Source organism: Phycicoccus jejuensis (genome assembly GCF_044797865.1).
In the GTDB taxonomy this organism is placed as follows: Bacteria; Actinomycetota; Actinomycetes; order Actinomycetales; family Dermatophilaceae; genus Phycicoccus; species Phycicoccus jejuensis.
This window is the reverse complement of record NZ_CP085209.1, coordinates 595,679-620,785: the sequence shown is the minus strand read 5'-3', so window position 1 is coordinate 620,785 and position 25,107 is coordinate 595,679. Positions and strand designations below refer to the sequence as shown.

Below are 25,107 nucleotides of genomic sequence, written 5' to 3'. Positions count from 1 at the left end.
CCCGACACGCCCTCCAGCGGCGTGTCGAGCGGCTCAACTCGCAATATGTCGGGAGGGCACGGGCGTGGGACTCCGGCTCGCGCCTCGTTCCTCGGCGCGGGCCTCCCCGTCATCCCCGGTCCTCCGCGGCCTCCGCCGCTCGCGGGCTCGCGGGGGGAGCCGCGCGGAGGGCGTGGGATTCGAACCCACGATGACGTTGCCGCCATAGCGGTTTTCAAGACCGCCGCACTAGGCCACTATGCGAGCCCTCCAACGGCCCGGGGCATCACGCCCGGACCGCCCGCCCAGCGTAGGGCTCGCCCGGGCCGCGGCTCGCGCGGGGCGCGGGCGCTCGGCATCCGCCGGGTGCGCGGCTGCGTGGCGCCACCGGGCCATGGGTAAGGTCGGAGGCCGACGAGAGGAGCCTTCATGGGCAAGCTGACCTTCATGGCCGGGCTGGCCGCGGGCTACGTCCTCGGGGCCAAGGCGGGGACGCAGCGCTACGAGCAGATCCGTCGCACCTCGAGCAAGGTGTGGAACTCCGGGCCGGTGCAGAAGCAGGTCGCGCAGGCCAAGGAGGCCGCGCGCACCAAGGCGGCGCCGGTGGTCGCCGACCTCGTCGCCGACGCCGCGCGCGCCACGGGCGAGCGGCTGCGGCAGGGTCGCACGGTCGCCTCGGAGGCCATCGCCCCCAACGGTCACCCGACCAGCGACGGGGCGCCCCTGCGCTCCGAGCAGGCCGAGCACGCGGACGCCTGGGCGGCCGCGACCCGGGCCCCCGGCACCCCCGACTGACCGCCCCTCCGCGGCCCGGACCGTCGGTGGGAGACCGGCCACACCGTCCGGGCGCCCTCTGGAAGCACCCGGTGGCGCCCCCCTGCGGGCGCCGTTCGGCGTGACCGGTCCCCCGGGTGCGCGGTTCCTCCGACCGGTGCGACACCGCAGGTCCGGGCGGTGAGGCACCGGGGCCGTCGGCCCCGCTCGGTCGGCCGGCCACGTGGACCGTCCGCCCGGTCAGCCCCGGGGACCGCCGGTCCACCACCTCGGGCGGCGGACCGGCCCCGGGTCACGGCGACCGGGGCAGCTCCCCAGCGGGACCCGATCGTCGTGGCCCGAGGGGGCTCACGTGCGTCAGGAGCACCGGCCGGCCCTCCTGATACGTCCTCGACGACGAGATCCACGTCACACGGTCGGAGGTATCACCCCGGCCCTCGCCGGCTCCTTCTCAGCGTTGACGATCCTCACTACGCTGGACCGGCGCGGACACCCCATCCGGCCCGGTTCCCCCAGGAGCAGCCATGGACGGCAAGGACCCCGACCGCCCGACCGACGACGGCCGCCGACCCCGGCCACCCGTCCCGCCGGTCTTCGCGGTGCCCGAGACGGCCCTGCGCCGCTTCGGTGCGACGGTCCTCGACCCCCGCACCGCCACGCGCGTCGGGGACGAGCCGGCACCGCGCGCGGTCGCGTACGTCCCGCACCGTCTGTTCGTCCCGGGGCTCACCGACGAGCAGCTCGACGAGGGGCCGCTGCAGCTGCTGCGCCGGATCGGCGAGGAGATGGACTTCCAGGTCGACGTGCTCCCGAGCCGCGTCGCCGCCGCCGCGCAGGAGCTGGGCTACGCCGAGCGCCTCGGCCGCTTGACCCACCGCCTCGTCGAGCTGCGCCCCAACCCCGGCCGCGTCGGCGCGCCGCTGACCGCTTGGGACGTCGTCCAGCGCGCCCGCGGCGTCGACCGCAAGGCCGCCGCCGGCTTCAGCCTCAACCACGTGATGATGTCGAGCGGCCTCGAGGGCGTCGGCTACATGGGTGGCGTCGGGTACATGGGCGGCGTGGGCTACATGGGCGGCGTGGGCTACATGGGTGGTGTCGGGTACATGGGCGGGGTCGGTTACATGGGCGGCGTGGGGGCGCCGGGCGTCGCCGCCGGGCGCGGGCCCGTCCAGCTCCACGTCGACGCACCGCAGCCCACCGGCGGCCCGTCCCCCGTCGTCGCCGTCCTCGACACCGGCCTCGGCTCCCACCCGTGGTTCGACGGCTCTCCGCTCGTCGACCGGGACCCGACCGTCGCCGGGCAGACCATCGGCCTGCGCTTCGCGCCCGACCGGGACCCCGAGGGCCGCGGTGTCACCGTCGACACCGTCAACGGCACCCTCGATGCCCTCGCGGGCCACGGCACCTTCGTCGCGGGCGTCATCCGGCAGCAGTGCCCCGACGCGCGCCTCGTCGTCGTCCCCGTCATGTACGGCGACGGCGCGGCCGACGAGCAGGACGTCGTCGAGGCGCTCGGCCTGCTGGCGCTCTACCACTGGGCCGCCCAGGAGGGCCGGGTCGACCACGAGCCGCTCAGCGTCGTCAACCTCTCGATGGGCTACTACCACGAGCGCCCGGACACGGTCTCGGACGAGGACGCCCTCTTCCGCGTCATCGCGACGCTCGCGGAGGACGGCGTGGCGGTCGTCGCCGCCGCCGGCAACGGCTCCACCACGGAGCACTTCTGGCCGGCCGCCCTCTCGCAGAACCCGAACCGCGCCATCCCGGTGGCCGCGGTCGGTGCCCTCAACCCGACGGGCAAGGCCGCGGCGACGTTCTCGAACACCGGCGAGTGGGTCACCCACTGGCACCCCGGCGTGGCCGTCGTCAGCACGATGCCGACGACGCTCGAGGGGTCGCTGCGCGGTGATCTCGCGGTGCCCGCGGGGCACGGGTCGCCGGCCCGCGAGACCCCCGACCCCGACTGCTACGCCACCGGCTTCGGTGTCTGGAGCGGCACCTCGTTCGCCGCCCCGTGCTGCGCCGGCGGCATCTCGCAGCTGCTCGCCACGAAGACCTGCGGGTCGGTGGCGGAGGCGGTCGCCAAGGCCCTGGGAGGAGCACCGTGATGCACACCGACGCCGACGGCCTCGCCGTCCGGGCGGCCGCCGCGTTCGAGACGTTCCGCGACGGCGACGGCTCGGGGATGACCCTGCTCGTCGGGGAGGTCACGCCCCTCCTGTGGGCCGTCGCGCGCCAGTCGGGGCTCGACCACCAGGCCGCCGAGGACGTCGTCCAGAACACCTGGCTCAAGCTCGTCCAGCACGCGGGGTCGGTCGACGACCCCCGCTCGGTCCTCAAGTGGCTGCTCACGACGACGCGCCGTGACTCGTGGCGGCTGCGCTCGCGCGGGCACCGCGAGGAACCCGACGCCCACGACGACGTGCGCGAGGCCGAGCCCGACCACACCGCCCCCTCCCCCGAGGACGCCGTCCTCGCCCACGACGAGCAGCGCGTCGTCTGGGAGCACTTCCACCTGCTGTCCGACCGCTGCCAGACCCTCTTGCGCGCCATCGCGTACGCCGACCGACCCGACTACGCGGGGGTGGCCGACGCCCTCGGGATGCCGGTCGGGTCGATCGGCCCGACCCGGGGCCGGTGTCTCGCGAAGCTGCGCGCCGCCCTGACCTCCGATCCCCGTTGGGAGATGACCTCATGAACCCTGCACCCGACCACGAGGAGCGCCTGGCCGGCGAGCCGGTCGACGCCACGGACGTGCGCGTCCTCGCCGCCGTTCGCGCCGCCCACGACGCGCTCGACCCCGTGCCGTCCGGCCTCGTCGAGCGCATCACCTTCGCGATGACCGTCGCCTCGCTCGAGGCCGAGGTGGCCCGCATCGTCTCCGACGCCGAGGCCCTGACGAGCGTGCGCGGCGCCGACTACGACCGTGCTGACACCGTGACCTTCGCCAGCGACGGCCTGAGCGTCATGGTCAGCCTCGAGCCGGCCGGCCCCGGGCGGGTCGACGTCGTCGGCTGGGCCAGCGAGGGCGAGGTCGACGTCGAGCTGCGCGAGCGCAGCCGGACCCGCACCGCGGCCACCGATCCCGACGGGCGGTTCACCTTTGCGGGGGTCGAGCGCGGTCTGGTGAACTTCGTCCTGCGGCGACGCGGGCGACCGGACGCGCCGCCGGTCATCACACCGGCCATCGACCTCTAGAGGAGGAGCCATCGAGCGCGACCCGCTGCAGTCTGCGGGGGGGCTGCTCGATGCTGCGCGCGCGGACAACGAGATCGGTGAGTTCGCCTCTGCCGCCGTGCGGCTCGACCAGGCCCTCGGCCTGCTGGAGGGTCGCTCCGACCACGGGGCCCGCTGGCTGCGGGTCCGCATCCGCATCACGCGGGCGTGGTCGGAGCTCGAGGCGGACGGCATCCAGCCGGCGCTGCGGACGCTGCACGCCGCGCGGGCCGAGGCGCTCGAGCTCGACGACCCGTTGCTCGTCGCGCTCACCCACATCCAGGAGGGCACGCTCCACGGACGCGTCGGCGCGTGGCCGCCGTGCGTCGAGGCGCTGCTGGCGGTCGACGTCGAGGGCTCCGGGCTCGAGCCCGCCCAGCGGTGGGCCTACCACCTCAACCTCGGGCAGGCCTGGCTCGGCGTCGGCCGCTCGGAGGACGCCGCCGAGAACTTCGACCTCGCCCGCGACATCGCGGTCGCCAACGGCTACCCGGAGCTCGAGTTCAAGGCCCGGCACAACCGGGCGGTCGTCGCGTTCGTCGACGGCGACCTGCCCCGCGCCCTCACCCTCATGCGCGAGGCCGACGCGATGGACGTCGCGGTCGCGCGCGACCGGGCCCGCCTCGACCACGCCGAGGTGCTCCTCGCCGCGGGGCTCGTCGACGGGGCACGGTCCGAGCTCGAGGCCGCGCTCTCGACGGCCCACTCCTCCGCCCACCGCCTCGAGGAGGGGGAGATCAGCCTGCGCCTCGCACGCTGCGACCTGCTCGTCGGCGACCTCGAACGGGCACGCGACCGGATCCGCGACGCCACCGCGGCCTACCGGGCCCGGCAGGCCGACGACCTCGTGCGCGAGGCCGAGCTGCTGCGGGCGGGCGTCGACGTCGCCGAGGGGCGTGACCTGCCGGCCGTCGTCGAGCGGCTCGTCCGGCACACCGAGCACGGGGCCGGCGAGCCCGGCGCCCCGACGCTCGGCACCTCGGGCCGCGAGGCCGTCCGGCTGGAGGCCGAGGCCCGCCTGCTGCTCGGCGACGCCGACGGGGCCGAGCAGCGGCTCGAGGCGCTCGGGGACGGCGGCGAGCCGTCTCTGGCCGCGACCCTCCACGAGGTGCTCGTCCGAGCGCGCCTCGACCTCGCCCGCGGCCGGGGCCCGCAGGCCCGGGCACGGCTCGAGGACGGCAACCGCGTCCTCGCGGCGCACCAGGTCCAGTCGGCCAGCCTCGACGTGCGCGCCGCCCTGGCCCTCCACGGCCGGCGGCTCGCGGCCCTCGACACCGAGCGCGCCCTCGCCGAGGACCCCGCCGACGAGGTGCTCGCGACGGTCGAGCGCTGGCGGGCGATCTCGCACCGCATCAACCCCGTCACCGACCCGGACGACCCCGACCTCGCCGAGGCCACGCGCGAGCTGCGCCGCCTGCGGCAGCTGCTCGCCGACAGTGACGGCGACCAGGCAGCGACGCTGACCCCCCGGGTCGACGAGCTCGAGACCCTTGTCGCACAGCGGGAGTGGAGCCTCGCGCTCGACGGGACGGCGAGCGGTGCGGTCCATCCCGTGGATGCCGACGAGGCCCGCGCAGCCCTCGACGACGGCACGACGGTCGTCGAGTTCTTCGAGTCCGCCGGCGAGCTGCACCAGGTGGTGCTCCGCGCATCCGGGGCCGAGGTCGTGCACGTCGGGCCGGTGGCCGCGGTCGTCGAGGCGGTCACGCGGCTGCGGCGCGACCTGCGCGCCCGGGCGACGATCGCCTCCGGGTCGCCCATGGCCGCCGTCCTCGAGCGCGCGACGGTCTCGTCGCTCGCGGCGGCCGACACGCTCCTCAACCCCGGTGGCGCCGACGAGCACCGGGTCGTCGTCGTGCCGTCGCGCACCCTCGCCGGGATGCCGTGGAGCCTCATGCCCAGCCTGCGCGGTCGACCGGTCACGGTGGCGCCGAGCCTGACCCGCTGGGTGCGGGGTCCCGCCCACGCGGCCTCGGCACGGCCGACGACCCCCGTCGCCGCCCTCTACGGGCCGGGGCTGGCGCGCACCCTCCCGGAGATCCGGGCCGTCGCCGCGGCCTGGGGCGTCGCCGGGGAGGTCGACGAACGGCCGGCCTCCAGTGCGGACGTGCTCGACGCCCTGGGAGCGGCGCGGGTCGTGCACCTCGCGGCCCACGGCCTGCACCAGGGCCAGAGCCCGCTCTTCTCGTCGGTGCGGATGGCCGACGGCCCCGTCTTCGCCCACGAGTTCCCGCGGCCCGTCGCCGCCGAGCACGTCGCGCTGTCGGCCTGCGACGTCGGGCAGTTCTCGACCCGTCCGGGCGACGAGCCGCTCGGGCTGGCCATCGCCCTGCTCTCGCTCGGCGCGACGAGCGTGCTCGCCGCCGTCGCCCCGGTCGCGGACGACGTGGCCCACGACGCGATGGTCGCGCACCACCGGCGCATCGCGGCGGGGGTCGACGCCGGGCTGGCGTGGGCCGAGGTCGTGGTCGACCACCCCGGAGCCGGGGTGTTCTGTCTCTACGGATCGGAGTGGCGGGCTACGCCATGATCTCGCGTGACCAGGAAGGTCCTCGCGCAGGTCAGATGAAGATGGCCGGCTCGGCGAACAGCGCGTCGTAGGGGTCCTCGCCGGGCAGCTGGGGCACGCGCACACGGGCCGGGACACCGGTGGCGACGGCACCCGCGGGGACGTCCTTGACGACGACCGAGTTGGCACCGACCTGCGCGTCGTCGCCGATCCCGATGTCGCCGAGGATGCGGGCACCGGCGCCGACGACGACCCGGTCGCCCAGGGTCGGGTGCCGCTTCGTGCCGCGCGCCAGCGACCGACCGCCCAGGGTGACCCCGTGGTAGAGCATCACGTCGTCCCCGACGACGGCGGTGGCACCGATGACGACGCCCATCCCGTGGTCGATGAAGAAACGCCGGCCGATGCGGGCTCCGGGGTGGATCTCGACGCCGGTCACCGCGCGGGTGGCCGTCGACAGCAGGCGTGCGGCCGGGCGCCACTGGGGACCCTTCTGCCACAAGCGGCGCGCGAGCCGGTAGGACCAGATCGCGTGCAGCCCGGGGGAGTTCAGGGCCACGTCGGTCCGCGTCTCTGCGGCGGGGTCGCGCCGCATCGCCGCATCGAGGTCCTCCCGGACCGCGGCGCGCGCCTGCTGGAGGAGGGACATGTCAGTCGACGAGACCCTCGAACAGGATCGTCGAGAGGTAGCGCTCGCCGAAGCTCGGGATGATGACGACGATCGTCTTGCCGGCGTTCTCGGGGCGGCTCGCGACCTGGTTGGCGGCGGCGAGGGCGGCGCCGGACGACAGCCCGACGAGCAGGCCCTCCTCTGTCGCGGCCCGGCGGGCCCACTCGACGGAGGTCGAGGCGTTGACGTCGATGACCTCGTCGTAGACCTCGGTGTTGAGGATCTCGGGGACGAAGTTCGCGCCGATGCCCTGGATCTTGTGCGGGCCGGGCTGGCCCCCGTTGAGGATCGGGGACTCCTCCGGCTCCACCGCGATGATCTGGACGTCCGGCTTGCGGGACTTGAGGACCTCTCCGACGCCGGTGATCGTGCCACCGGTGCCGATGCCGGCCACGACGATGTCGACGGCGCCGTCGGTGTCCTTCCAGATCTCCTCGGCGGTCGTGCGACGGTGCACCTCGGGGTTCGCGGCGTTGGCGAACTGCCGGGCGAGGACGGCCCCCTCGCGCTCGGCGACGATCTCGTCGGCCTTGGCGACCGCGCCCTTCATCCCGGTCGAGGGGTCGGTGAGGACGAGCTCGGCGCCGTAGGCGCGCAGGAGGGCGCGGCGCTCCTTGCTCATCGACTCGGGCATCGCGAGGACGACCTTGTAGCCGCGCGCGGCACCGACCATCGCGAGCGCGATGCCGGTGTTGCCGGAGGTGGCCTCGACGATCGTGCCACCGGGCTCGAGCTGGCCCGAGGCCTCGGCGGCGTCGATGATGGCCACCCCGATGCGGTCCTTGACCGAGCTCGCCGGGTTGTAGAACTCCAGCTTCGCCGCGACCGTGGCGTCCCCGTCGATGATCCGGTTGAGCCGGACGAGCGGGGTGTTGCCGACGGCCTGGGTCACGTCGTCGAGGATGGGCATCGGGTCGCCTCTCTGTCGGTGGGCGCCGACCCCGGGATCCGGGGATGCGGCGCGTCGAGCCTGCTCTCCGGGCCAACCCCGGAGTCGTTATGCGTATTCCAACACGCCGTTATCCGGTCGGACAACGAGCTCTCGGGGCTGTCCGGGCCCTGTTGACGGTCGTCACAGACCGGTGAGCGCTTGCTTACCCACGGGTACGCTGACCCGCATGCCTGCTGCCCTCGCGCCCGCCCTGGCCAGCGACGTCATCCCGTCGTTCGACGACCGGTTCGGCGGGGTCACCGCCCTGCAGGTCGTCGCCATCGTCCTCTGCCTCGTCGTCCCGACGATCGGGTGGGCGCTGCTCTTCCGGCAGGTGGGGCGGTTCGTCACGCTCTACCGCCTCGGGCAGCCCGACGGCTCGCGCACCAACGCGCCGGCGGCCCGCACCTGGACGCTGGCCAAGGAGTTCCTCGGGCACACCCGGATGTCGCGGCTCAAGGTCGTCGCGGCGGCGCACTGGTTCACCGCGCTGGCGTTCATCATCCTCTTCACGACGCTCGTCAACGCGTTCTTCCAGCTCGTCCAGCCCGACTACCGGCTGCCGGTCCTCGGCCACTTCGCCCCGTTCGAGTGGGTCGTCGAGGTCTTCGCGTGGGGCGGGCTCGTCGGCATCGTCGTGCTCATGGCCATCCGCCAGAAGAACCACCCGCGGCGGGCGCGCGGTGAGGGCGGGCGGTTCTCGCGGTTCTACGGCTCGACCTTCTGGCAGGCCTACTACGTCGAGCTGACCATCCTCCTCGTCACGTTCTGCATCCTCCTGCTGCGCGGGCTCGAGGCGGCGATGGTGCAGCGCTTCGAGCCCGACACCTCGCTCGTCGCCCACTTCCCGCTGACCGGCTGGATGGCCGGCTGGTGGTCGGGCACCACACCGGCGGGGCTCGCCGCCTGGGTGCAGGTCGTCGCGACCGTCAAGATCCTCATCTCGTTCGCGTGGATGATCACCATCGCGCTCCAGCCGACGATGGGCGTCGCCTGGCACCGCTTCCTGGCCTTCCCGAACATCTGGTTCAAGCGCGAGTCGTCCGGCCGCACCGCGCTCGGCCCGGCCAAGCCGATGACGGTCGGCGGCAAGCCGTTCGACATCGAGGCGATGGAGGAGATGGAGGAGGGCGACGTCCTCGGCGTCGGCCAGGTCGAGGACTTCACGTGGAAGGGGCTGCTCGACTTCTCGACCTGCACCGAGTGCGGCCGCTGCCAGTCGCAGTGCCCCGCGTGGAACACCGAGAAGCCCCTCTCCCCCAAGCTGCTCATGATGACGCTGCGTGACCACGCGGACGCCAAGGCCCCGTACCTGCGCGCGCTCTCGGCCGCGAACGGTGACCAGGAGAAGGCGATGGCCTCCGTCGCGAGCGCGGCCGCGACCGTCCCGACCGACGGCATCGAGCCCGCCGGCTCGGTCGACGTCGTCGACTGGACCTCGATGGCCCTCGTCGGCGACACCGGCTACGACCCGGCGGCCCCGCTGAGTGCGTACAACCCGCACGGCCCCGACGCCGTCATCGACCAGGACGTGCTCTGGTCGTGCACGACGTGCGGCGCCTGCGTCGAGCAGTGCCCGGTCGACATCGAGCACGTCGACCACATCATCGACATGCGCCGGTACGCCACGCTCATCGAGTCGGCGTTCCCGCAGGAGCTCGGGGGCCTGTTCAAGAATCTCGAGGGCAAGGGCAACCCGTGGGGCATGGGCGCCCGGGCGCGCCTGGACTGGGCCAAGGACCTGCCGTTCGACGTCAAGATCCTCGGCCAGGACGTCGAGAAGGCCTCGGACGTCGAGTGGCTCTTCTGGGTCGGCTGCGCCGGCGCCTACGAGGACCGCGCGAAGAAGACCACGCGCGCCGTCGCCGAGCTCCTCGACACCGCCGGCGTCTCGTTCGCCGTCCTCGGTGACGGCGAGACGTGCACCGGCGACTCCGCCCGCCGCGCCGGCAACGAGCTGCTGTTCCAGACCCTCGCCGGGCAGAACGTCGAGACCTTCGGCGAGTTCGGCGTCACCAAGGTCGTCGTCACCTGCGCCCACTGCTTCAACACGATCAAGAACGAGTACCCGCAGCTCGGCGGGAGCTACGAGGTCGTCCACCACACGCAGCTGCTCAACCGCCTGGTGCGCGAGAAGAAGCTCGTCCCGGTGGGCCGTCCCGACGAGGCGCCCGGCATGTCGTCGGCGAAGAACGCCGCCTCGACCGCACCGTCCGTCACCTACCACGACCCCTGCTACCTCGGCCGGCACAACGACGTCTACGCCCCGCCGCGCGAGCTCATCGGCGCCCTCCCCGGGGTCGAGCTGCGCGAGATGCCGCGGCACGGCGAGAAGTCGTTCTGCTGCGGCGCCGGCGGCGCGCGCATGTGGATGGAGGAGAAGCTCGGCACCCGCATCAACACCAACCGCACCGACGAGGCCCTGGCCACCGGCGCGGAGCGCATCGCCATCGGCTGCCCGTTCTGCCGCGTGATGATCTCGGACGGGCTGACCGCCAAGCAGGCGCAGGGCGTCGGCGAGGAGGTCGAGGTCGTCGACGTCGCGCAGATGCTGCTCGCGGCCGTCCGCCGGGGCCAGGAGGCGCCCGAGACCGCGGTCGAGGCGGAGGCCACGTCGGCCGCGCCGGAGGTCACGGCGCCTGCCGCTGCGGCGACCGCTGCTGCTGCGGCCACCGTCACCGAGCCCGAGACCGCCCCCGCCCCGGCTGCGAACGCCGCGCCCGTCCAGGAACCGACGAACGTGTCGACTCCCGGACAGGACGAGTCTGACCCCTGGGACGACCAGCCCACGCCTGCACCCAGCACCGACGCTGCGCAGCCCGTGCAGGAATCGACGGATGTGTCCACGCCCGAACAGGACGAGGCTGACCCCTGGGACGACCAGCCCGCCGCGCCGGCCACGTCCGAGCGTGCCGCGGAGCCCGAGGTCGCGGTGGACACCGAGACGGCGGAGGCCGTCGTCGACGGCTCCGAGCCCGACCCGTGGGACGAGCCCGCTGCCGTCGCGGACCCGGCACCCGGCCGCTCGCAGGGCGAGCCGTCCGAGGAGAAGGCCAAGGCCGATGCCGCGGCCTCGACCGACGAGGTCGACCCGTGGGACGAGCCCGCCGACGCGCCCGCCACGCAGCCCGTCCAGGAATCGACGAATGTGTCGACTTCCGACCAGTCCGAGGCTGCGGCCACGGACGCTGACGACGTCGACCCCTGGGACGAGCCCGCCGACGCGCCCGCCACGCAGCCCGTGCAAGAACCGACGAATGTGTCGACTTCCGACCAGTCCGAGGCTGCGGCCACGGACGCGGACGACGTCGACCCCTGGGACGAGCCCGCCGCCGACGTGCAGGAATCGACGAATGTGTCGACTTCCGACCAGGCCACCGCGACGACCACGGACGACGACGTCGACCCCTGGGACGAGCCCGCCGTCGACGTGCAGGAATCGACGAATGTGTCGACTTCCGACCAGTCCGAGGCTGCGGCCACGGACGCGGACGACGTCGACCCCTGGGACGAGCCCGCCGACTCGGTGGCGCCTGCCACCAACGCTCCGGCGCCGGAGCCGGACACAGCCCCCGAGCCGGACGCCGTGCAGCAGGCGGACGAGGAGCCGGCCCCCGAGGCGGAGCCCGTCGCGGACGAGGCCCCAGTGGCGACCGTGCCGGCGAGCGGCTCGTTCGGTGGCGACGCATCACTGCTCGACGAGCCCGACCCGTGGGACGAGCCGGTCGACGCCCCGGTCGCGCAGGCGACGCCGGCGACCGCGGTCGACGATGCCGCACCCGACAGCTCCCCGTCGACGGACGGCGTGAAGCCCACCGAGGATGCGGCGGCCACCGACGAGACGACCGACACCCCGGCACCCGTCGCGGAGCCGCACCCGACCGAGCACACCGAGCAGTCCGCCACACCGGAGCCTGCCGACGAGCCGGAGCCCGTCGAAGAGCCGGCCGACGAGCAGCCGACGACCGAGGCGCCGACCACCGAGGAGCAGAAGCCGGCGAGCAAGCCCGGCGCAGCCCCAGGGTCGTTCGGCGGCGACGCAGCGCTGCTCGACGAGCCCGACCCCTGGGACTGACCGCCGGCTCGACGCATCCCGACTGATTGCGCATCCGCCACCTCAGAAGCGCCCCAGAGGCCCCTCCGAGGTGGCGGATGCGCAAGAAGTCGCCCTCACCACCCCACTGATTGCGAGTTCCGCCGCTCGACACGCCCACCCGCGGCATGTCGAGCGGCTCAACTCGCAAGAAGTCGCATGAGGCCGACGTCGCAGTGGGGCCACGTCACCGGCGGGACCGACCGCGCGAGCCGTCCGCGCCGCCTGCTCCGCCCGACCCCTGGACTGACCGCCGGCTCGACCCATCCCGACTGATTGCCCATCCGCCACCTCAGAAGCGCCCCAGAGGCCCCTCCGGGGTGGCGGATGCGCAAGAAGTCGCCCTCACCACCCCACTGATTGCGAGTTCCGCCGCTCGACACGCCGTCCAGCGGCGTGTAGAGCGGCTCAACTCGCAAGAAGTCAGGAAAGGAGCGGGCGGCGGACGGGGCGACGGGGCGACGGGGCGACGGGGCAGGACAAGACGGGTCGCCACACCGGCCCAGGACGACGAGCGGGCCCCCGGTGACCTGGTCGGTCACCGGGGGCCCGGTCGCTCACCCGCGGGGTCGCGCCCCGCGGACGGTCGCTCAGCCCAGCCCGTTGCTCTTGAGGAACTCGGCGGCGACGGTCTTGGGGTCCTTCTTGTCGATGTCGGTCTGCTTGAGCATCTGCGTCACCGCGTCGGTCGTCAGCTTGGCCGAGACGGCGTTGAGCGCGTCCTTGACCTGGTCGGCCTTGTCGGCGCGCACGAGCGGCACGATGTTCTGCGACCCGAAGACGCGCTTGGTGTCCTCGAGCACGACGAGGTTGTTCGCCGCGATGCCGGGGTCGGTCGAGAAGATGTTGGCGACGTCGGCCTGGCCGTTGACGAGCGCCTGGAGGACGGCCTGACCGGTCAGCGGGCGGAAGGAGCCGAACGTCACGCCGTAGACCTTCTCGAGGCCGACGACACCCTGCGGGCGCTCCTTGAACTCCGGCTGCGCGGCGAGCGTCATGTCGCCCGCGACGGCCTTGAGGTCCTCGATGGTCTTGAGGTTCTTCGAGTCGGCCGTCTCCTTCGTGACGGCGAGCGAGTCGACGTCCTCGGCGGCGGACTTGTCGAGCACCGTCAGGGTGTCGGGGACGACCTCCTTGGCCTTGGCGTAGACCTCGTCGGCGTCGGTGCCGGCGTACTCCTTGTCGTAGTACACGGCGAGCGCGCCGGTGTACTCGGGGAAGACCTGGACCGAGTTGTCCTCGAGCGCGCGCAGGTAGATCTCGCGCGCCCCGATGTTGGTCTTGGTCGACGCGTCGATGCCCTTGGCGCGCAATGCGCCGGCGTAGACCTCGGCGAGGACGGTGGACTCGGAGAAGTCGGCGCCGCCGACGACGATCGAGCCGGACGAGGCACCGCCGGAGGAGGATCCGGCGGCCGGGCTCTCGCTGGCGAGCGGGTCGCTGCCACCACCGCAGGCCGACAGCCCGAGGGCGGCGGCGACGGCGACGGAGGTGAGGACGGTTCTGCGCTTCATCGGGGTCGGTCCCTTTCGTGGTGGCCGGGCTCGGTGGCCGGGGCCGGTGTGTGGTCGGTGGTGCACGGATGGGGGACGCCGGCTCGTGGCGTCCGGATGGGCTCGCGGGGCAGGTCGCGTCAAGAGCTCGTACCCGACCTCCCACCCGGAGCAACAGCCGTCCGGGCGTTTGCTTCCGCGGAGACGGATTCGTCATCGTTTCGTGACCCACCGACACGACGCCCCCGACCGGTGAGACCCGGCGACACGAGGCGCCGCTGGAGCAGCGCGAGCAGGCCCTCGAGGGCGATGGCGAGCAGCGCCACGAGCAGGGCGCCGCCGGCGGCCCGCGGGTAGTCCCCGAGGGCGATGCCGTCGACGAGGTAGCGCCCGAGCCCGCCGAGGCCGATGTACGCCGCGATCGTCGCGGTGGCGACGACCTGGAGCACCGCGGTGCGCAGACCCGACATGACGAGCGGCAGCGCGCACGGCAGCTCGACCTGGCGCAGCACCTGCCAGCCGGTCATCCCGACCCCGCGGGCGGCGTCGCGCGCGGCCGGGTCGACGGCCTCGACCCCGGCGTAGGTGCCGGCGAGCAGCGGCGGGACGGCCAGCAGGACGAGGACGGCGATGCTCGGCGCGAGGTAGGCGGCGTCCCCCTTGAGCACCGGGCCGACGAGCAGCGACGCCGCGAAGAGCAGCCCGAGCGTGGGGATGGCGCGGGCCGCGTTCGTCGCGGTGACGAGCCAGCGCATCCGGCCGCTGTGCCCGATCCACAGGCCGAGCGGCAGCGCGACGACCGCCGCGATGACCATCGTCAGCACCGCGTACATCAGGTGCTCGAGCAGCCGGGTGGGGATGCCGTCGGACCCGGACCAGTTGGCGGGGTCGGTGAGCCACGAGAGCAGCGAGCCGATCATGGGGTACCTCCGGCCACGCGGCGCCAGGGCGTCAACGCCTTGGCAAGGAGCAGGATGAGGCCGTCGAGCAGGAGCGCGAGCACGAGGCACGCGACGATGCCGGTGACGAGCTCGCCCCAGATGATGCGGCGCCACCCGTCGACGAGCAGCGTGCCGAGCTGCGAGACGCCGACGAGCGAGGCCACGCTGACGATGCTCACGTTGCTCACGGCCGCGACCCGCAGGCCGGCGGCGATGACCGGGACGGCCAGCGGCAGCTCGACCCCGACCAGCCGGCGCAGCCCCCGGTAGCCCATCGCGGTCGCGGCCTGCTCGACGTGGTCGGGCACGGACATCAGGCCGTCGGCGACCGTGCGGGCCAGGAGCGCGACGGTGTAGATCGTCATCGCGACGACGACGTTGACCGGGTCGAGGATCTTCGTCCCGAGGACGATCGGCATGATGATGAAGAGCGCCAGCGAGGGGATCGTGTAGAGCAGGCCGCTCGTCGTGACGACCGCCGGGTACGCCCCGCGCCAGCGCTTCGCCGCCCAGCCGAGCGGCAGCGAGAGCACCAGCCCGAGCACGAGCGGGACCCCCGCGAGGTAGAGGTGCTGCCCCGCGAGGTCGATGACGGTGCGCCAGTTCGCGGCGAGCCAGTCCACCTCAGGCCCCGTCCTCCGCGAGCGAGACGGCCCCGCCGTGCACGGGGTCCTCCTCGTCGCGCTCGGGCCGGTCGGTGTCCTCGATGGCGCTGAGCACCTCGTGGGCGAGCACCGTGCCGACGAGCACGCCGCTGTCGTCGACGACCACGCCGCGTCGCGCCGGGGACGACAGCGACGCGTCGAGGGCACCGCGCAGGGTCCCGGCGGCGCGGGCGACCGTGCCACCGCGGTGCAGGTCGGCGTCCTCGACCCCCCGCGTGCCGATGCGCGCCGGCTCGACCCATCCGAGCGGCTTGCGCTGCTCGTCGACGACGAGCAGCCAGGCCGCGCTGCCCGCCGCGGGCTGCTCGCCGAGGACGATGGTCCGCTCGGAGCGCAGCGGCAGGTGCGGGGTCCGCTGGAACTGCAGGGCGCGGTAGCCGCGGTCGCGGCCGACGAAGTCCGCGACGAAGTCGTCCGCCGGGTGGGCGAGGAGGTACGAGGGCTCGGCGACCTGCGCCAGCCGGCCACCGACCCGGAGGACCGCGACCTGGTCGCCGAGCTTGATGGCCTCGTCGATGTCGTGCGTGACGAAGATGATCGTCTTGCCGAGCTCGTCCTGCAGGCGCAGGAACTCGTCCTGCAGCTGGTCGCGGACGATGGGGTCGACGGCCGAGAACGGCTCGTCCATGAGCATGACGGGCGGGTCGGCCGCGAGCGCTCGGGCGACCCCGACGCGCTGCTGCTGGCCGCCGGAGAGCTGCGCCGGGTAGCGGTCGCCGAGCACGGGGTCGAGCCCGACGCGCTCGAGCAGCTCGTGGCTGCGCTCCTGCGTGCGCTTGCGGTCCCAGCCGAGGAGCCGGGGCACGGTGCCGATGTTGTCGAGCACGGTCCGGTGCGGGAAGAGCCCCGCGTGCTGGATGACGTAGCCGATGCCGCGCCGCAGCTCGGACTGCTTCATCCGACCGGTGTCCTGGCCGTCGAGGGAGATGGACCCCTTCGTCGGCTCGATCATCCGGTTGACCATCCGCAGGCTCGTCGTCTTGCCGCACCCCGAGGGCCCGACGAGCACGGTGATCTTGCCCGTCGGGGCCGTGAGGCTCAGGTCGTCGACGGCGACCGTGCCGTCCGGGAACTGCTTGGTCACGCCGTCGAAGCGGATCATCCGTCGACCCTAGTGCGCGCAACCGCAGGTGGACCGCCCCTGATGACGCACGTTCGACGGACCGAGACCGGATCGAGACCCGCGGCGCCACCTAGCGTGAGGGGCGTGACCGACACCGTCCCCGCCGACGAGCACCTCGACCGCCGCTCGGCGCAGGGACGACTGGTGCTGGCCGGGCTGGTGCTCGGCACCGGGGTCGCCATCCTCGACGGCAGCGTCGTCAACGTCGCGCTGCGGACGATCGGCGCCGACCTCGGGGCCTCGCTCGCGCAGCTGCAGTGGGTCGTCAACGGCTACCTGCTGGCCCTCGCCTCCCTCGTCCTCGTCGGCGGCGGGCTCGGCGACCGCTGGGGCCGGCGGCGGGTCTACGAGGTCGGGGTCGTGTGGTTCGCGCTGGCCTCCGTGGCGTGCGCCGTGGCGCAGACCCCGGCCCAGCTCGTCGGGCTGCGGGTGCTCCAGGGGGTCGGGGCGGCCCTCCTGACGCCGGGGGCGCTCGCCATCATCCAGACGACCTTCCGCCCGGCGGACCGCGCGGCGGCCATCGGCACGTGGGCCGGCTTCTCGGGCGTCGCCGCGGCGCTCGGGCCCTTCGTCGGCGGCTGGCTCGTCGACCACGCGTCGTGGCGCTGGGTCTTCGCGATCAACGTGCCGCTGTGCGCGGCCGTCGTCCTCCTGACGGGTCGACGCGTCCCCGAGAGCCGCGACCCCGGCGCCGCGCGCCGGCGCTTCGACGTCGCCGGCGCGGTGCTCACGGTGCTCGCGCTCGGGGCGACGACGTACGCGCTGACCGCCGCCGGCACGCTGGCGCCCGTGGCGCTCGTCGGGTGCTGGGTGGTGGCGGCGGCCGCGGCCGTCGGCTTCGTCGCCGTCGAGCGGCGCTCGGCCCATCCGCTGGTCCCGTTGTCGCTGTTCGGTTCTCGCGTCTTCTCGGCGGCCAACGCGATGACGCTCCTCGTGTACGGGGCGCTGGGCGCGGTGACGCTCTTCGTGGTGCTCGAGCTGCAGGTGGCCGGATGGAGCGCGCTGACCGCCGGCATGTCGGCCCTCCCCCTGACCGTGGTGATGATGCTGCTGTCGTCGCGCTCGGCGGCGCTCGCGGAGCGCATCGGGCCGCGCCTGCCGATGACCGTGGGCCCGCTGCTGTGCGCGGCGGGCAGCCTCCTGCTGCTGCGCGTCGACGCCTCCGCCGGGTGGCTCGACGTGCTGCCGGGGATGGTCGTCTTCGCGCTCGGGCTCGTGGGGCTGGTGTCGCCGCTGACGGCCGCGGTGCTGGGTGCCGCGCCGGACCGGCACGCCGGGGTGGCCAGCGGCGTCAACAACGCCGTGGCCCGGGCCGGGTCCCTGCTCGCGGTCGCGGCGCTGCCCGGCGTCGTCGGGCTCGCCGGCGAGGACTACCTCGACCCCGTCGCCATGACCGCGGGCTACCGCGGGGCGATGCTCTGGTGCGCCGGCCTGCTCGTGGCCGGCGCGGCGGTCAGCTGGCTCGGTCTGCGACCGGCAGCGCGCCGCTGACGAACTCCGTTACGGTGTCGTGCCAGCGGCGCGCGCGGCGCAGCATCGCGTGGCGCTCGCCCGGCACCCGGACCCACGTGACGGGGACGCCGAACTCCTGCCAGCGCTCCGCGACGAGGGCCGTCCGCCGCGGGTCGGTCGTGCGGTCGGCCGAGCCGTGCATGAGGAGGACGGGTCGGCCGTCCCGCGGGGCGCGCAGGTCGCCCTCGACCCACGGGGCGAGGGCCGCCACGGCCGCGATGCCGGCGTCCGCGGCGACGGTCAGCGCGACGCGGCCACCCATCGAGTGCCCGACGACGGCCACCGGGACGCCCGGCAGGACGCGACGGATGCGCTCGAGCGCCCAGCGGGTGTCGACGACGGGGTCGGCCGCGTGGCCGTTCCAGCCGCGCACCCGGTAGGTGAGGCGGACGACGGCGACCTGGTCGCCGAGGCCCCGGCGCAGCGAGCCGGCGAAGGGCAGCATCCGCAGGACGGCGAGCTGCCAGCGCGTCACCTTGGCGCGGCTCCTCTCGCGCCCTCCGTGGAGGACGAGCACGAGGGCCTTCGGCCGGTCGGGGACGTGGCCGCGCAGGCGCGCACCACCACCCCCGTCGGGGGCGAGCAGGAGGGACTCGAGGGTACGTCGGCGGGGACGGCGCACCGGGGTGCGGGGCGTGCGGGAGGTGCGGGCGGCGGTGCGGGACCGACCGTGGGCGGCGCGCTCGTCCATCATTCGTTCCCCCCTTGCGGGTCGGGCGGGTCCAGCCGTGGGACAGGGACGGGCGGAGAGCCGCACCCACGATGCGTACCCCGTGACGACCGATTCCGCACGCAGGACGGGCGAGGATCGGCGTGTCGTGGGGTGTTCGGCACCCTCCGTCTCACCGGGTGGCCTCCTAGGAACGGCTCAGACGTCGGCGCGGTGGAAGTTCTGGAAGCTGCGGCTGGCCGTCGGGCCCCGCTGGCCCTGGTAGTGGGATCCGTAGGCCTCGGAGCCGTAGGGGTTCTCGGAGGGGCTCGTCAGCCGGAAGAACGCCAGCTGCCCGATCTTCATCCCGGGCCACAGCATGATCGGCAGCGTCGCGACGTTGCTCAGCTCGAGCGTGACGTGCCCGGTGAAGCCGGGGTCGACGAAGCCGGCCGTCGCGTGGGTCAGCAGGCCGAGTCGGCCGAGGCTCGACTTGCCCTCGACGCGGGCCGCGAGGTCGTCGGGCAGGCTCACGGTCTCGAGGGTCGAGCCGAGGACGAACTCGCCGGGGTGGAGGACGAAGCCCTCCTCGGCGTCGACCTCGACGAGGCGGGTGAGGTCCGCCTGGTCCTGCGCGGGGTCGATCACCTGGTACTTGTGGTTGTCGAACAGCCGGAAGAACTTGTCGAGGCGGACGTCGACGCTGCTCGGCTGGATCATCGCCGGGTCCCACGGGTCGAGGGCCACCCGACCGGCGTCGACCTCGGCGCGGATGTCACGGTCGGAGAGGAGCACGGCGTCAGGCTACCGGGACGGGGCGGACCCGGTGCGAGGCGGCCGAGGTGGTGGGCTAGACTTCCCGGGCGCCGGGGAGGTCACTCGACCCGGCACGCCGATGTAGCTCAATGGTAGAGCGCCAGCTTCCCAAGCTGGACACGCGGGTTCGATTCCCGTCATCGGCTCCATCACGAAGGCCCGGACGCGACAGCGCCCGGGCCTCCGGCGTCCCCCGGGCCGTGACAACCCCGCAGGTGCGGGCTTTTCGTGCTCGGCCGCGCAATCAGACAGCGACAACCCCGCACGTGCGGGCTTGTCGCGCTCGGCCCGGTGGTCGGACAGCGACAACCCCGCACGTGCCGGCTCTTCGGGACGGGCGTGCGCCGGGGGCAGCGATCGGCCCTTCGGCGTGGGCGGGTGCGTTTCGCAGGACAGGGCGGGAGGCAGCGGGTTAGCCTCCTGCCGACCGCGGCGGCAGGGGCTGACGGCCGCTCCTGACCGCACGTCACGATGGAGAGCGCGATGCGCCCAGCCCTCCGCCCCACCCGCCTGCTGACCGCCGTCGTGATGGGTGCGGCCCTCGTCGCCGCGCCGGCCACCGCGTCCGGTGCGACGACACCACGGCCGTACACGCCGGTGTCCACGACGCCGCGCCCGGTGCCGGTCGCGGCGAGCGGCTACACGTTCTCGGCCGCGGACCAGCGGATGCGCACGCAGCTGACGCAGCGCGTGTCGACGACCGCCTTCGGGACGGCCTTCTCGGGCACCGTGATCGACGCGGCCTCGAACACGCGCATCTGGTCGCTGAGGGGCACCACCACCGAGCTGCCCGCCTCGACCGCCAAGCTCGTGACCGCGCACAACGCCCTGACCGTCTTCGGCCCGGACAAGCGGTTCCGGACGAGCGTCCGGCAGGGCTCCGCCGTCGACCGCGTCGTCGTCGAGGGCGGCGGGGACCCGCTGCTCAGCAGCGCCGCGCTGGACGCGATGGCGGCGACCACGGCGACCACGCTCAAGGCCCGGGGGCGCACGAGCGTCCGCGTCTACGTCGACGACGACGTCTTCCCGAGCCCGACGCTCGCTCCCGGCTGGAAGACCAGCTACGTCCCCGACTCGATCACACCGGTCCGCGGTCTCGTGCGCGACCAGCGCGACGTGGCCGACACGAGCGCCGACGTCGGCTCCTACGTCGCCTCCCGCCTCAAGGCCCGCGGCGTCACCGCCACGTACGCCGGCCGCGAGAACGTCCGCTCCGGCGCCGAGACCCTCGCCTCGTCCGACGGCGCGACGATGACCGACATCGTGGGCCGGATGCTCCTGGTCAGCGACAACGAGATCGCCGAGGCGCTGCACAAGCTCGTCGGCCGCGCCGCCGGCGGGGACGCCACGTGGACCGGCGCCCGCGCCGCGCAGACGCGCGTGCTCCAGCAGGCCGGCCTGTCCGTCGGCGCGATGTACGACGGCTCGGGGCTCTCGCGCTCGGACCGCATCAGCTCGCAGCAGCTGGCGACGGTCATGGACCGCGCCGTCGACTCGAGCCGCGCCGAGCTCGCCCCGATGCGCAGCTCGCGCAGCCTGCCGATCGCCGGGCGCACGGGCACCCTGGCCGCGAAGTACGACCGGTTCACGAGCAGCGCCTCCCGCTGCGCCGCCGGCAAGGTCTGGGCCAAGACCGGCACGCTGAGCGACGTCGCCTCGCTCACCGGCTACACCCGCGACCCCGACGGTCGCATCAAGGTCTTCGCGTTCATCGTCAACGGGCGGACCTCGAGCACCGCGCTCAAGCAGAGCCTCGACCTGCTCGCCGCCACCGTCAACGGCTGCTCCTGACGCCGCCCCGACGACGGCAGGCCCGGCCGTCGAGCACCGCCCCGCTCACCCGCTCGTGCGGCACGGGAGGAGCCGGTAGAGCGTGAACGGCCCGACGGTCGTCACGCGCTCGAACCCGGTCGCGTCCGGGACGCCGTCGACCCCGTCGAAGGTCCGGCTCCCGTGCCGGTCCTCGTGGAAGGGGGACCCGCCGGTGACGACGTAGCGGACGTCGGCCCGTTCGGCCGCCGCGCACACCGCGGGGTCGGTGGCGGCCTCGTCGAGGCGGTCCGCGAGCAGGATGCGGTCGGGGGTGATGCGCGTCTTCTCGGAGGCGAAGAGCACCTCCCGGCCGGTCAGCGCGTACAGGAGCGAGGTGCCGTTCCACGGGTCGGCGGCCACGACGCCGTCCCGCGGGATGGACCGGGCCAGCTCCTCGAGGCTCCTCGCCTCGCGCGCGGTGAGCAGGCTGTCCGTGCGCTTCGTCGGCTGGTAGTAGTCACGCACCCGCTGCACGTTGTCCTCCAGGTAGTTCCCTGAGGTGAGCACCGCGAAGACCAGGCCCACCGCCAGCGCCGCCGGCCACCCCCGCCGGCCGAGGCGCGTGCGTTGCACCCGCCGTGTGGCGGCCACGAGCGCCGCGGTCGCGAGCACGACGCCGATGATCGGCAGCAGCGCGGCCAGGCGCGGCGGGTTGTTGTACCAGTACCCCGTGATGGCCCCGCCGAGCCTGCCGGGGTAGGACACCGACACGACGTAGAGGCCGACGAGCACGCCGAGCACCGGCGCCGTCCACCGGGCACGGCCCTGGCGCAGGAGCACGACGAGCCCGGCCACGACGAGGACGGAGACCGTCCACTGCGCCGGCCACGAGCGGGGCGAGGCGAGCAGCGCCTCCCCCACGGCGCGGGCCGGCGTCATCTCCCGGTAGACGTTGGGGGCGGCGACGCTCGCGAGCACCGGGGTGAGGTACGGCCCGACCGCCCAGAACGCCGGGACCGCGGCGTACCCGAGCACCGCGAGCGAGGCGAGCACCGGATGCGCGCGCCCCGAGCGCCGCACCCACGCCGTGAGCGGCCACGCGAGGACCACGAAGGCGAGCAGCAGGGCCGCGACGAGCGCGTTCGGATGGGCGAACGCCGTCCCGGCCAGCACCGCCAGCCCGGCGACGAGCCCGCGGACGCGACCCATCGCGTCGCCCAGCCCGAGGACGGCCAGGGCGCAGGCGAGGGCGGCGGGCACCATCGCGTACCCGAGGAGGTTGGGCCACAGGACGCCGTAGCCCATCATCCAGAACGGGAAGCTGCTGAAGGAGGCCGCGACGAGGGCGGAGACGACGAGGGGCAGCCGCGCGGCGCCGTGCACCTGGCGCGCCAGGAGGACGCATCCGGTCGGCCAGACGGCGGCGGCGGCCACGAGGGCCACGGCGTTGGCCGCCGTGAGGACGTCCGTCCCGGTGAGGCGCACGACCACCGTCACGAGGTCGTGGAAGGCCGCGGGGTAGAAGCCCGTCCCCGCCGGCGAGTGGAGCGCCCCGGCGTGCAGGCTCGAGCCGTCACCGGTCTCGAGGACCCGACGGATCGTGTTGAGGTGGAACAGCGTGTCGGGCTGGTTCGGCAACCCGTCCGGGCGCCCCATCCCCCACATCGCGGGCACCGAGACCGCGACGAGCCCGAGGCCGGACGCGACCCACGCCCAGACCGTGAGGTGCCGGCCGTCGGCGCCGCCACCGGAGACCGCAGGTGCGCGGCGCAGCAGGAGCCCGACGAGGGCGGCGAGCACCCAGCCCACCCCGACCGTCAGCGCGACGACGGGCAGGGTCCACGACAGCCCCACCAGCTCGGTCACGACCGCGCCGACGCCCGCGACGGCCACGCCGAGGGGACCGGCGAGGCCGAGCAGGGGCAGCCCGCGCAGGCCGAGCAGCCGACCCGCGACCCACCCCGGGAGGCCGCAGACCAGCCCCGCGACGACCAGGACCGGCAGGGCGCCGAACCACGCCGTCATCCGCCCGTCCGCTCCTGCCGGTCGCGTCGGTCGTTCCGCGTGACGGCGGACAGCGCGCGGCGCAGGCGCGAGCGCGGGGCCGGTGGGGACGCCACGTGCTTGACGGAGAAGAAGCCGGACTCGGTGCGGTAGAGCCGGTAGGGCGGCCGGTCCTCGACGACCGCGTCGCCGAAACGCAGGCGGCGGCCCGGCCCGGGGTCCGCCGGCGGCCCCTCGTGGAGGTGGAGGTCGAGGATGTCGCCGACGGACGTGTCACCGACCGGGACCAGGGCGCGACCCTCGACCACCTCGACGACGCCGTGGTCGGCGCCGTCGCGGTCACCGACGGTCAGGGAACGGGCGTCGACCCCGTCGGCCACGCGCAGGTCGAGGGACAGCCGGTCACCGTCCCAGGTGGCGCGGCGGACCTCGGGCGGGGCCGCCGGGGCGGGCAGCCGCAGCGCCAGGGCGCCGCTCCCGAGGCGGGCCACGGCCGCGGTCCGCCCGGAGGCGTCACGCCCCGTGCCCGGCAGCGCGGACGCCCCGTCCGTCGGCAGCGGGACGGCGAGGGACTCGCCGAGGAGCTGGACGCGCACGAGCACCGACCAGGTCCCGTCCTCGAGCGGGGCGCCGAACGCCCCGGTGGCCGGGTCGAGCTCGGCCTCGACGTGCATCCGGAGGGTGACCCCCTCCCCCACGTCGTGCTGCTCGAGCCGGACCGTCGTGGGCACCGGCCACTCGGTCGCGGCGGCCCGGTGCCGCACCGTCACCTCGGCCGTGCCGAGGTCGTCGGGCAGCAGGCGTCGCTCGTCGACCGGGAAGGTGACGCCGGCCCCGGGCACGTCCGGCACGACGAGGTCGCCGTCGTGCCGCGCGAGGAGGAAGGGGGCGCCGTCCACGTCGTCGAGCGCGACCCCGAGCACGAGGTGCAGCCGCTCGCCGTCCCACCGCACCTCGGCGAGCCCGACGCCGAAGGTGATCCGGGCGCGCAGCCGCTGGACGGCCTCGAACCCCGCCTCGTCCCCGGCCCGGAGGGCACGCACGCGCATCCGCTTGAGGACGGGCAGCCGGTCGTCGAGGTCCGCGGGGAACTGCTCGCGCACCAGGTCTCCCACCGCCCGGAACTGCGCGCGGCGCTTCTCCTCCGGGCGTTCGAGGTACTCCGCCGGGGCCAACCGCGAGAAGGCCTGCGCCATCGCGACGAGTCGCAGGCGATCGAGGAGGGGGCCCGGGCCGGCCACCCGCTCGGCGACGCGGAGGACCTCGGTGTAGTGGCCCCAGTAGGACTCGGCGGACACGGCCGCGGTGGAGTTGTTCGAGCCGTCGCCGCGGTGGATCCACCGGTAGCAGGGGTAGTCCGCCACGACCGACACGACCCGGGCGCGCGGCAGGACCTGCGAGCTGAAGTGGTGGTCCTCGAGCCGGACGCGCCCCTCGGGGAAGCGGGCCCCGCAGTCGAGGAGGAACTGACGCCGGTAGAGCTTGTGCACCGTCCGGGACGTGAGGACATCGCCCAGCGGGTCCGCGACCGGGAGGGTCTCGCGGGCCAGCGACCAGTACGGGGTGGGGCGCCCGGGCCGGACGAGCTTGGGGTAGACGACGTCCGACCCGTTGGCCCGACCGAGGGCGTGCATCCGCTCCAGCGCCTCGGGCAGGAGCTCGTCGTCGTGGTCGGCGAAGAAGACGTACTCCCCCGTGGCGCGGTCGAGGCCGACGTTGCGGGGGCGCCCGGGCCATCCCGAGTTCGGGATCGTCGTCACCGACCATCCCGGGCGGGTCGCGACGACCTCCTGCAGCCGCTCGGCGGTGCCGTCGGTCGAGCCGTCGTCGACGAAGAGGACCTCGAGGGCGTCGGCGGGGAGGGTCTGCGTCAGCAGGCTGTCGACGAGCCCGTCGATGTTCTCGCCGGGGTTGTACACCGCGACGACCACGCTGACCTGGGGCTGCACTCGTCCTCCGTCCCGACCTCGCGCCGAGGGG

The 25,107-nt window shown here is 74.3% G+C and carries 18 protein-coding genes and 2 tRNA genes; 9 read left to right on the top strand and 11 right to left on the bottom strand.

Translation table 11 applies throughout. The annotated features are described in order from the left end of the window. Positions 1–164: 164 nt before the first annotated feature. Positions 165–251: transfer RNA gene (locus LG324_RS02830), tRNA-Ser, on the bottom strand. A gap of 157 nt (positions 252–408) precedes the next feature. On the opposite strand from LG324_RS02830, the gene LG324_RS02825 reads away from it, so the two are divergent. The 5 genes from LG324_RS02825 (at position 409) to LG324_RS02805 (ending at position 6,499) form a co-directional block, all read left to right on the top strand. Next, positions 409–774 carry a protoporphyrinogen oxidase gene (locus tag LG324_RS02825; protein WP_404351634.1) on the top strand — a complete coding sequence of 122 codons (366 nt, stop codon included), beginning with the start codon at positions 409–411 and terminating at the stop codon, positions 772–774. Positions 775–1,277: 503 nt separating this feature from the next. Continuing rightward, positions 1,278–2,861, top strand: a complete 1,584-nt coding sequence (locus tag LG324_RS02820; protein WP_404351632.1) for a S8 family peptidase — start codon at positions 1,278–1,280, stop codon at positions 2,859–2,861. Beyond that, positions 2,861–3,451, top strand: coding sequence for an RNA polymerase sigma factor (locus LG324_RS02815; protein WP_036829067.1), 591 nt, complete (start codon positions 2,861–2,863; stop codon positions 3,449–3,451). The genes LG324_RS02820 and LG324_RS02815 overlap by 1 nt, the downstream gene beginning before the upstream one ends. Beyond that, entirely contained in the window at positions 3,448–3,951 is a 504-nt protein-coding gene (locus LG324_RS02810; RefSeq protein ID WP_030527013.1) for a hypothetical protein, read from the top strand. The genes LG324_RS02815 and LG324_RS02810 overlap by 4 nt, the downstream gene beginning before the upstream one ends. A 97-nt stretch (positions 3,952–4,048) precedes the next feature. Continuing rightward, the gene (locus LG324_RS02805; RefSeq protein ID WP_404351629.1) at positions 4,049–6,499 is read left to right on the top strand and encodes a CHAT domain-containing protein; all 2,451 of its coding nucleotides are present in this window, start codon (positions 4,049–4,051) and stop codon (positions 6,497–6,499) included. A gap of 31 nt (positions 6,500–6,530) precedes the next feature. Here LG324_RS02805 and cysE read toward each other — a convergent pair whose 3' ends face one another. Then, the gene (gene cysE, locus LG324_RS02800) at positions 6,531–7,127 is read right to left on the bottom strand and encodes a serine O-acetyltransferase (RefSeq protein WP_404351627.1); all 597 of its coding nucleotides are present in this window, start codon (positions 7,125–7,127) and stop codon (positions 6,531–6,533) included. Position 7,128: 1 nt separating this feature from the next. After that, positions 7,129–8,058 carry a cysteine synthase A gene (gene cysK / locus LG324_RS02795; protein WP_404351625.1) on the bottom strand — a complete coding sequence of 310 codons (930 nt, stop codon included), beginning with the start codon at positions 8,056–8,058 and terminating at the stop codon, positions 7,129–7,131. 208 nt (positions 8,059–8,266) lie between these two features. Between cysK and LG324_RS02790 the strand changes: the two genes are divergently transcribed. Further along, on the top strand, positions 8,267–12,154 hold the full coding sequence (locus tag LG324_RS02790; protein ID WP_404351623.1) for a heterodisulfide reductase-related iron-sulfur binding cluster: 3,888 nt from the start codon (positions 8,267–8,269) through the stop codon (positions 12,152–12,154). Positions 12,155–12,762: 608 nt separating this feature from the next. On the opposite strand, the gene LG324_RS02785 is transcribed toward LG324_RS02790, so the two are convergent. The 4 genes from LG324_RS02785 to LG324_RS02770 form a co-directional block, all read right to left on the bottom strand. Then, a complete protein-coding gene (locus tag LG324_RS02785) occupies positions 12,763–13,686 on the bottom strand; it encodes an ABC transporter substrate-binding protein (protein WP_404351621.1) in 924 nt (307 codons plus the stop codon). Positions 13,687–13,805: 119 nt separating this feature from the next. Then, positions 13,806–14,585: an ABC transporter permease gene (locus LG324_RS02780; protein ID WP_207024066.1), complete on the bottom strand. Its 780-nt coding sequence runs from the start codon at positions 14,583–14,585 to the stop codon at positions 13,806–13,808. Further along, positions 14,582–15,229 (bottom strand): ABC transporter permease, encoded by a 648-nt coding sequence (locus LG324_RS02775; RefSeq protein WP_404351618.1) that lies wholly within the window; start codon positions 15,227–15,229, stop codon positions 14,582–14,584. Before LG324_RS02775 ends, LG324_RS02780 begins: the two co-directional genes overlap by 4 nt. A 1-nt stretch (position 15,230) precedes the next feature. Further along, positions 15,231–16,373, bottom strand: a complete 1,143-nt coding sequence (locus LG324_RS02770) for an ABC transporter ATP-binding protein (RefSeq protein WP_404351616.1) — start codon at positions 16,371–16,373, stop codon at positions 15,231–15,233. Positions 16,374–16,478: 105 nt separating this feature from the next. Between LG324_RS02770 and LG324_RS02765 the strand changes: the two genes are divergently transcribed. Then, the gene (locus tag LG324_RS02765; RefSeq protein ID WP_404351614.1) at positions 16,479–17,885 is read left to right on the top strand and encodes an MFS transporter; all 1,407 of its coding nucleotides are present in this window, start codon (positions 16,479–16,481) and stop codon (positions 17,883–17,885) included. Here LG324_RS02765 and LG324_RS02760 read toward each other — a convergent pair. Together LG324_RS02760 and dcd are read right to left on the bottom strand one after the other, a co-directional pair. After that, on the bottom strand, positions 17,848–18,597 hold the full coding sequence (locus LG324_RS02760; protein WP_404351612.1) for an alpha/beta hydrolase: 750 nt from the start codon (positions 18,595–18,597) through the stop codon (positions 17,848–17,850). The two genes, LG324_RS02765 and LG324_RS02760, sit on opposite strands and share 38 nt — an antisense overlap. Before the next feature lie 177 nt (positions 18,598–18,774). Further along, positions 18,775–19,350 (bottom strand): dCTP deaminase, encoded by a 576-nt coding sequence (gene dcd, locus LG324_RS02755; protein WP_030527024.1) that lies wholly within the window; start codon positions 19,348–19,350, stop codon positions 18,775–18,777. A 96-nt stretch (positions 19,351–19,446) separates the two neighbouring features. Between dcd and LG324_RS02750 the strand changes: the two genes are divergently transcribed. Together LG324_RS02750 and dacB are read left to right on the top strand one after the other, a co-directional pair. Further along, a tRNA-Gly gene (locus LG324_RS02750) sits at positions 19,447–19,520 on the top strand. A 334-nt stretch (positions 19,521–19,854) separates the two neighbouring features. Next, positions 19,855–21,162, top strand: a complete 1,308-nt coding sequence (gene dacB / locus LG324_RS02745) for a D-alanyl-D-alanine carboxypeptidase/D-alanyl-D-alanine-endopeptidase (protein WP_404351610.1) — start codon at positions 19,855–19,857, stop codon at positions 21,160–21,162. Between the two features lie 45 nt (positions 21,163–21,207). Here the strand turns inward: dacB and LG324_RS02740 are convergent, their stop codons facing one another. Together LG324_RS02740 and LG324_RS02735 are read right to left on the bottom strand one after the other, a co-directional pair. After that, entirely contained in the window at positions 21,208–23,148 is a 1,941-nt protein-coding gene (locus LG324_RS02740) for a DUF6541 family protein (protein WP_404351608.1), read from the bottom strand. Then, positions 23,145–25,076 carry a glycosyltransferase gene (locus LG324_RS02735; protein WP_404351606.1) on the bottom strand — a complete coding sequence of 644 codons (1,932 nt, stop codon included), beginning with the start codon at positions 25,074–25,076 and terminating at the stop codon, positions 23,145–23,147. The genes LG324_RS02740 and LG324_RS02735 overlap by 4 nt, the downstream gene beginning before the upstream one ends. Positions 25,077–25,107: the final 31 nt, after the last annotated feature.

Bases quoted from the DNA above. Each gene is read 5' to 3' on its own strand.
- LG324_RS02825 (WP_404351634.1), top strand. From the start codon at position 409: ATGGGCAAGCTGACCTTCATGGCCGGGCTGGCCGCGGGCTACGTCCTC.
- LG324_RS02820 (WP_404351632.1), top strand. From the start codon at position 1,278: ATGGACGGCAAGGACCCCGACCGCCCGACCGACGACGGCCGCCGACCC.
- LG324_RS02815 (WP_036829067.1), top strand. From the start codon at position 2,861: ATGCACACCGACGCCGACGGCCTCGCCGTCCGGGCGGCCGCCGCGTTC.
- LG324_RS02810 (WP_030527013.1), top strand. From the start codon at position 3,448: ATGAACCCTGCACCCGACCACGAGGAGCGCCTGGCCGGCGAGCCGGTC.
- cysE (WP_404351627.1), bottom strand. From the start codon at position 7,127: ATGTCCCTCCTCCAGCAGGCGCGCGCCGCGGTCCGGGAGGACCTCGAT.
- cysK (WP_404351625.1), bottom strand. From the start codon at position 8,058: ATGCCCATCCTCGACGACGTGACCCAGGCCGTCGGCAACACCCCGCTC.
- LG324_RS02790 (WP_404351623.1), top strand. From the start codon at position 8,267: ATGCCTGCTGCCCTCGCGCCCGCCCTGGCCAGCGACGTCATCCCGTCG.
- LG324_RS02785 (WP_404351621.1), bottom strand. From the start codon at position 13,686: ATGAAGCGCAGAACCGTCCTCACCTCCGTCGCCGTCGCCGCCGCCCTC.
- LG324_RS02780 (WP_207024066.1), bottom strand. From the start codon at position 14,585: ATGATCGGCTCGCTGCTCTCGTGGCTCACCGACCCCGCCAACTGGTCC.
- LG324_RS02770 (WP_404351616.1), bottom strand. From the start codon at position 16,373: ATGATCCGCTTCGACGGCGTGACCAAGCAGTTCCCGGACGGCACGGTC.
- LG324_RS02760 (WP_404351612.1), bottom strand. From the start codon at position 18,597: ATGGACGAGCGCGCCGCCCACGGTCGGTCCCGCACCGCCGCCCGCACC.
- dacB (WP_404351610.1), top strand. From the start codon at position 19,855: ATGCGCCCAGCCCTCCGCCCCACCCGCCTGCTGACCGCCGTCGTGATG.
- LG324_RS02740 (WP_404351608.1), bottom strand. From the start codon at position 23,148: ATGACGGCGTGGTTCGGCGCCCTGCCGGTCCTGGTCGTCGCGGGGCTG.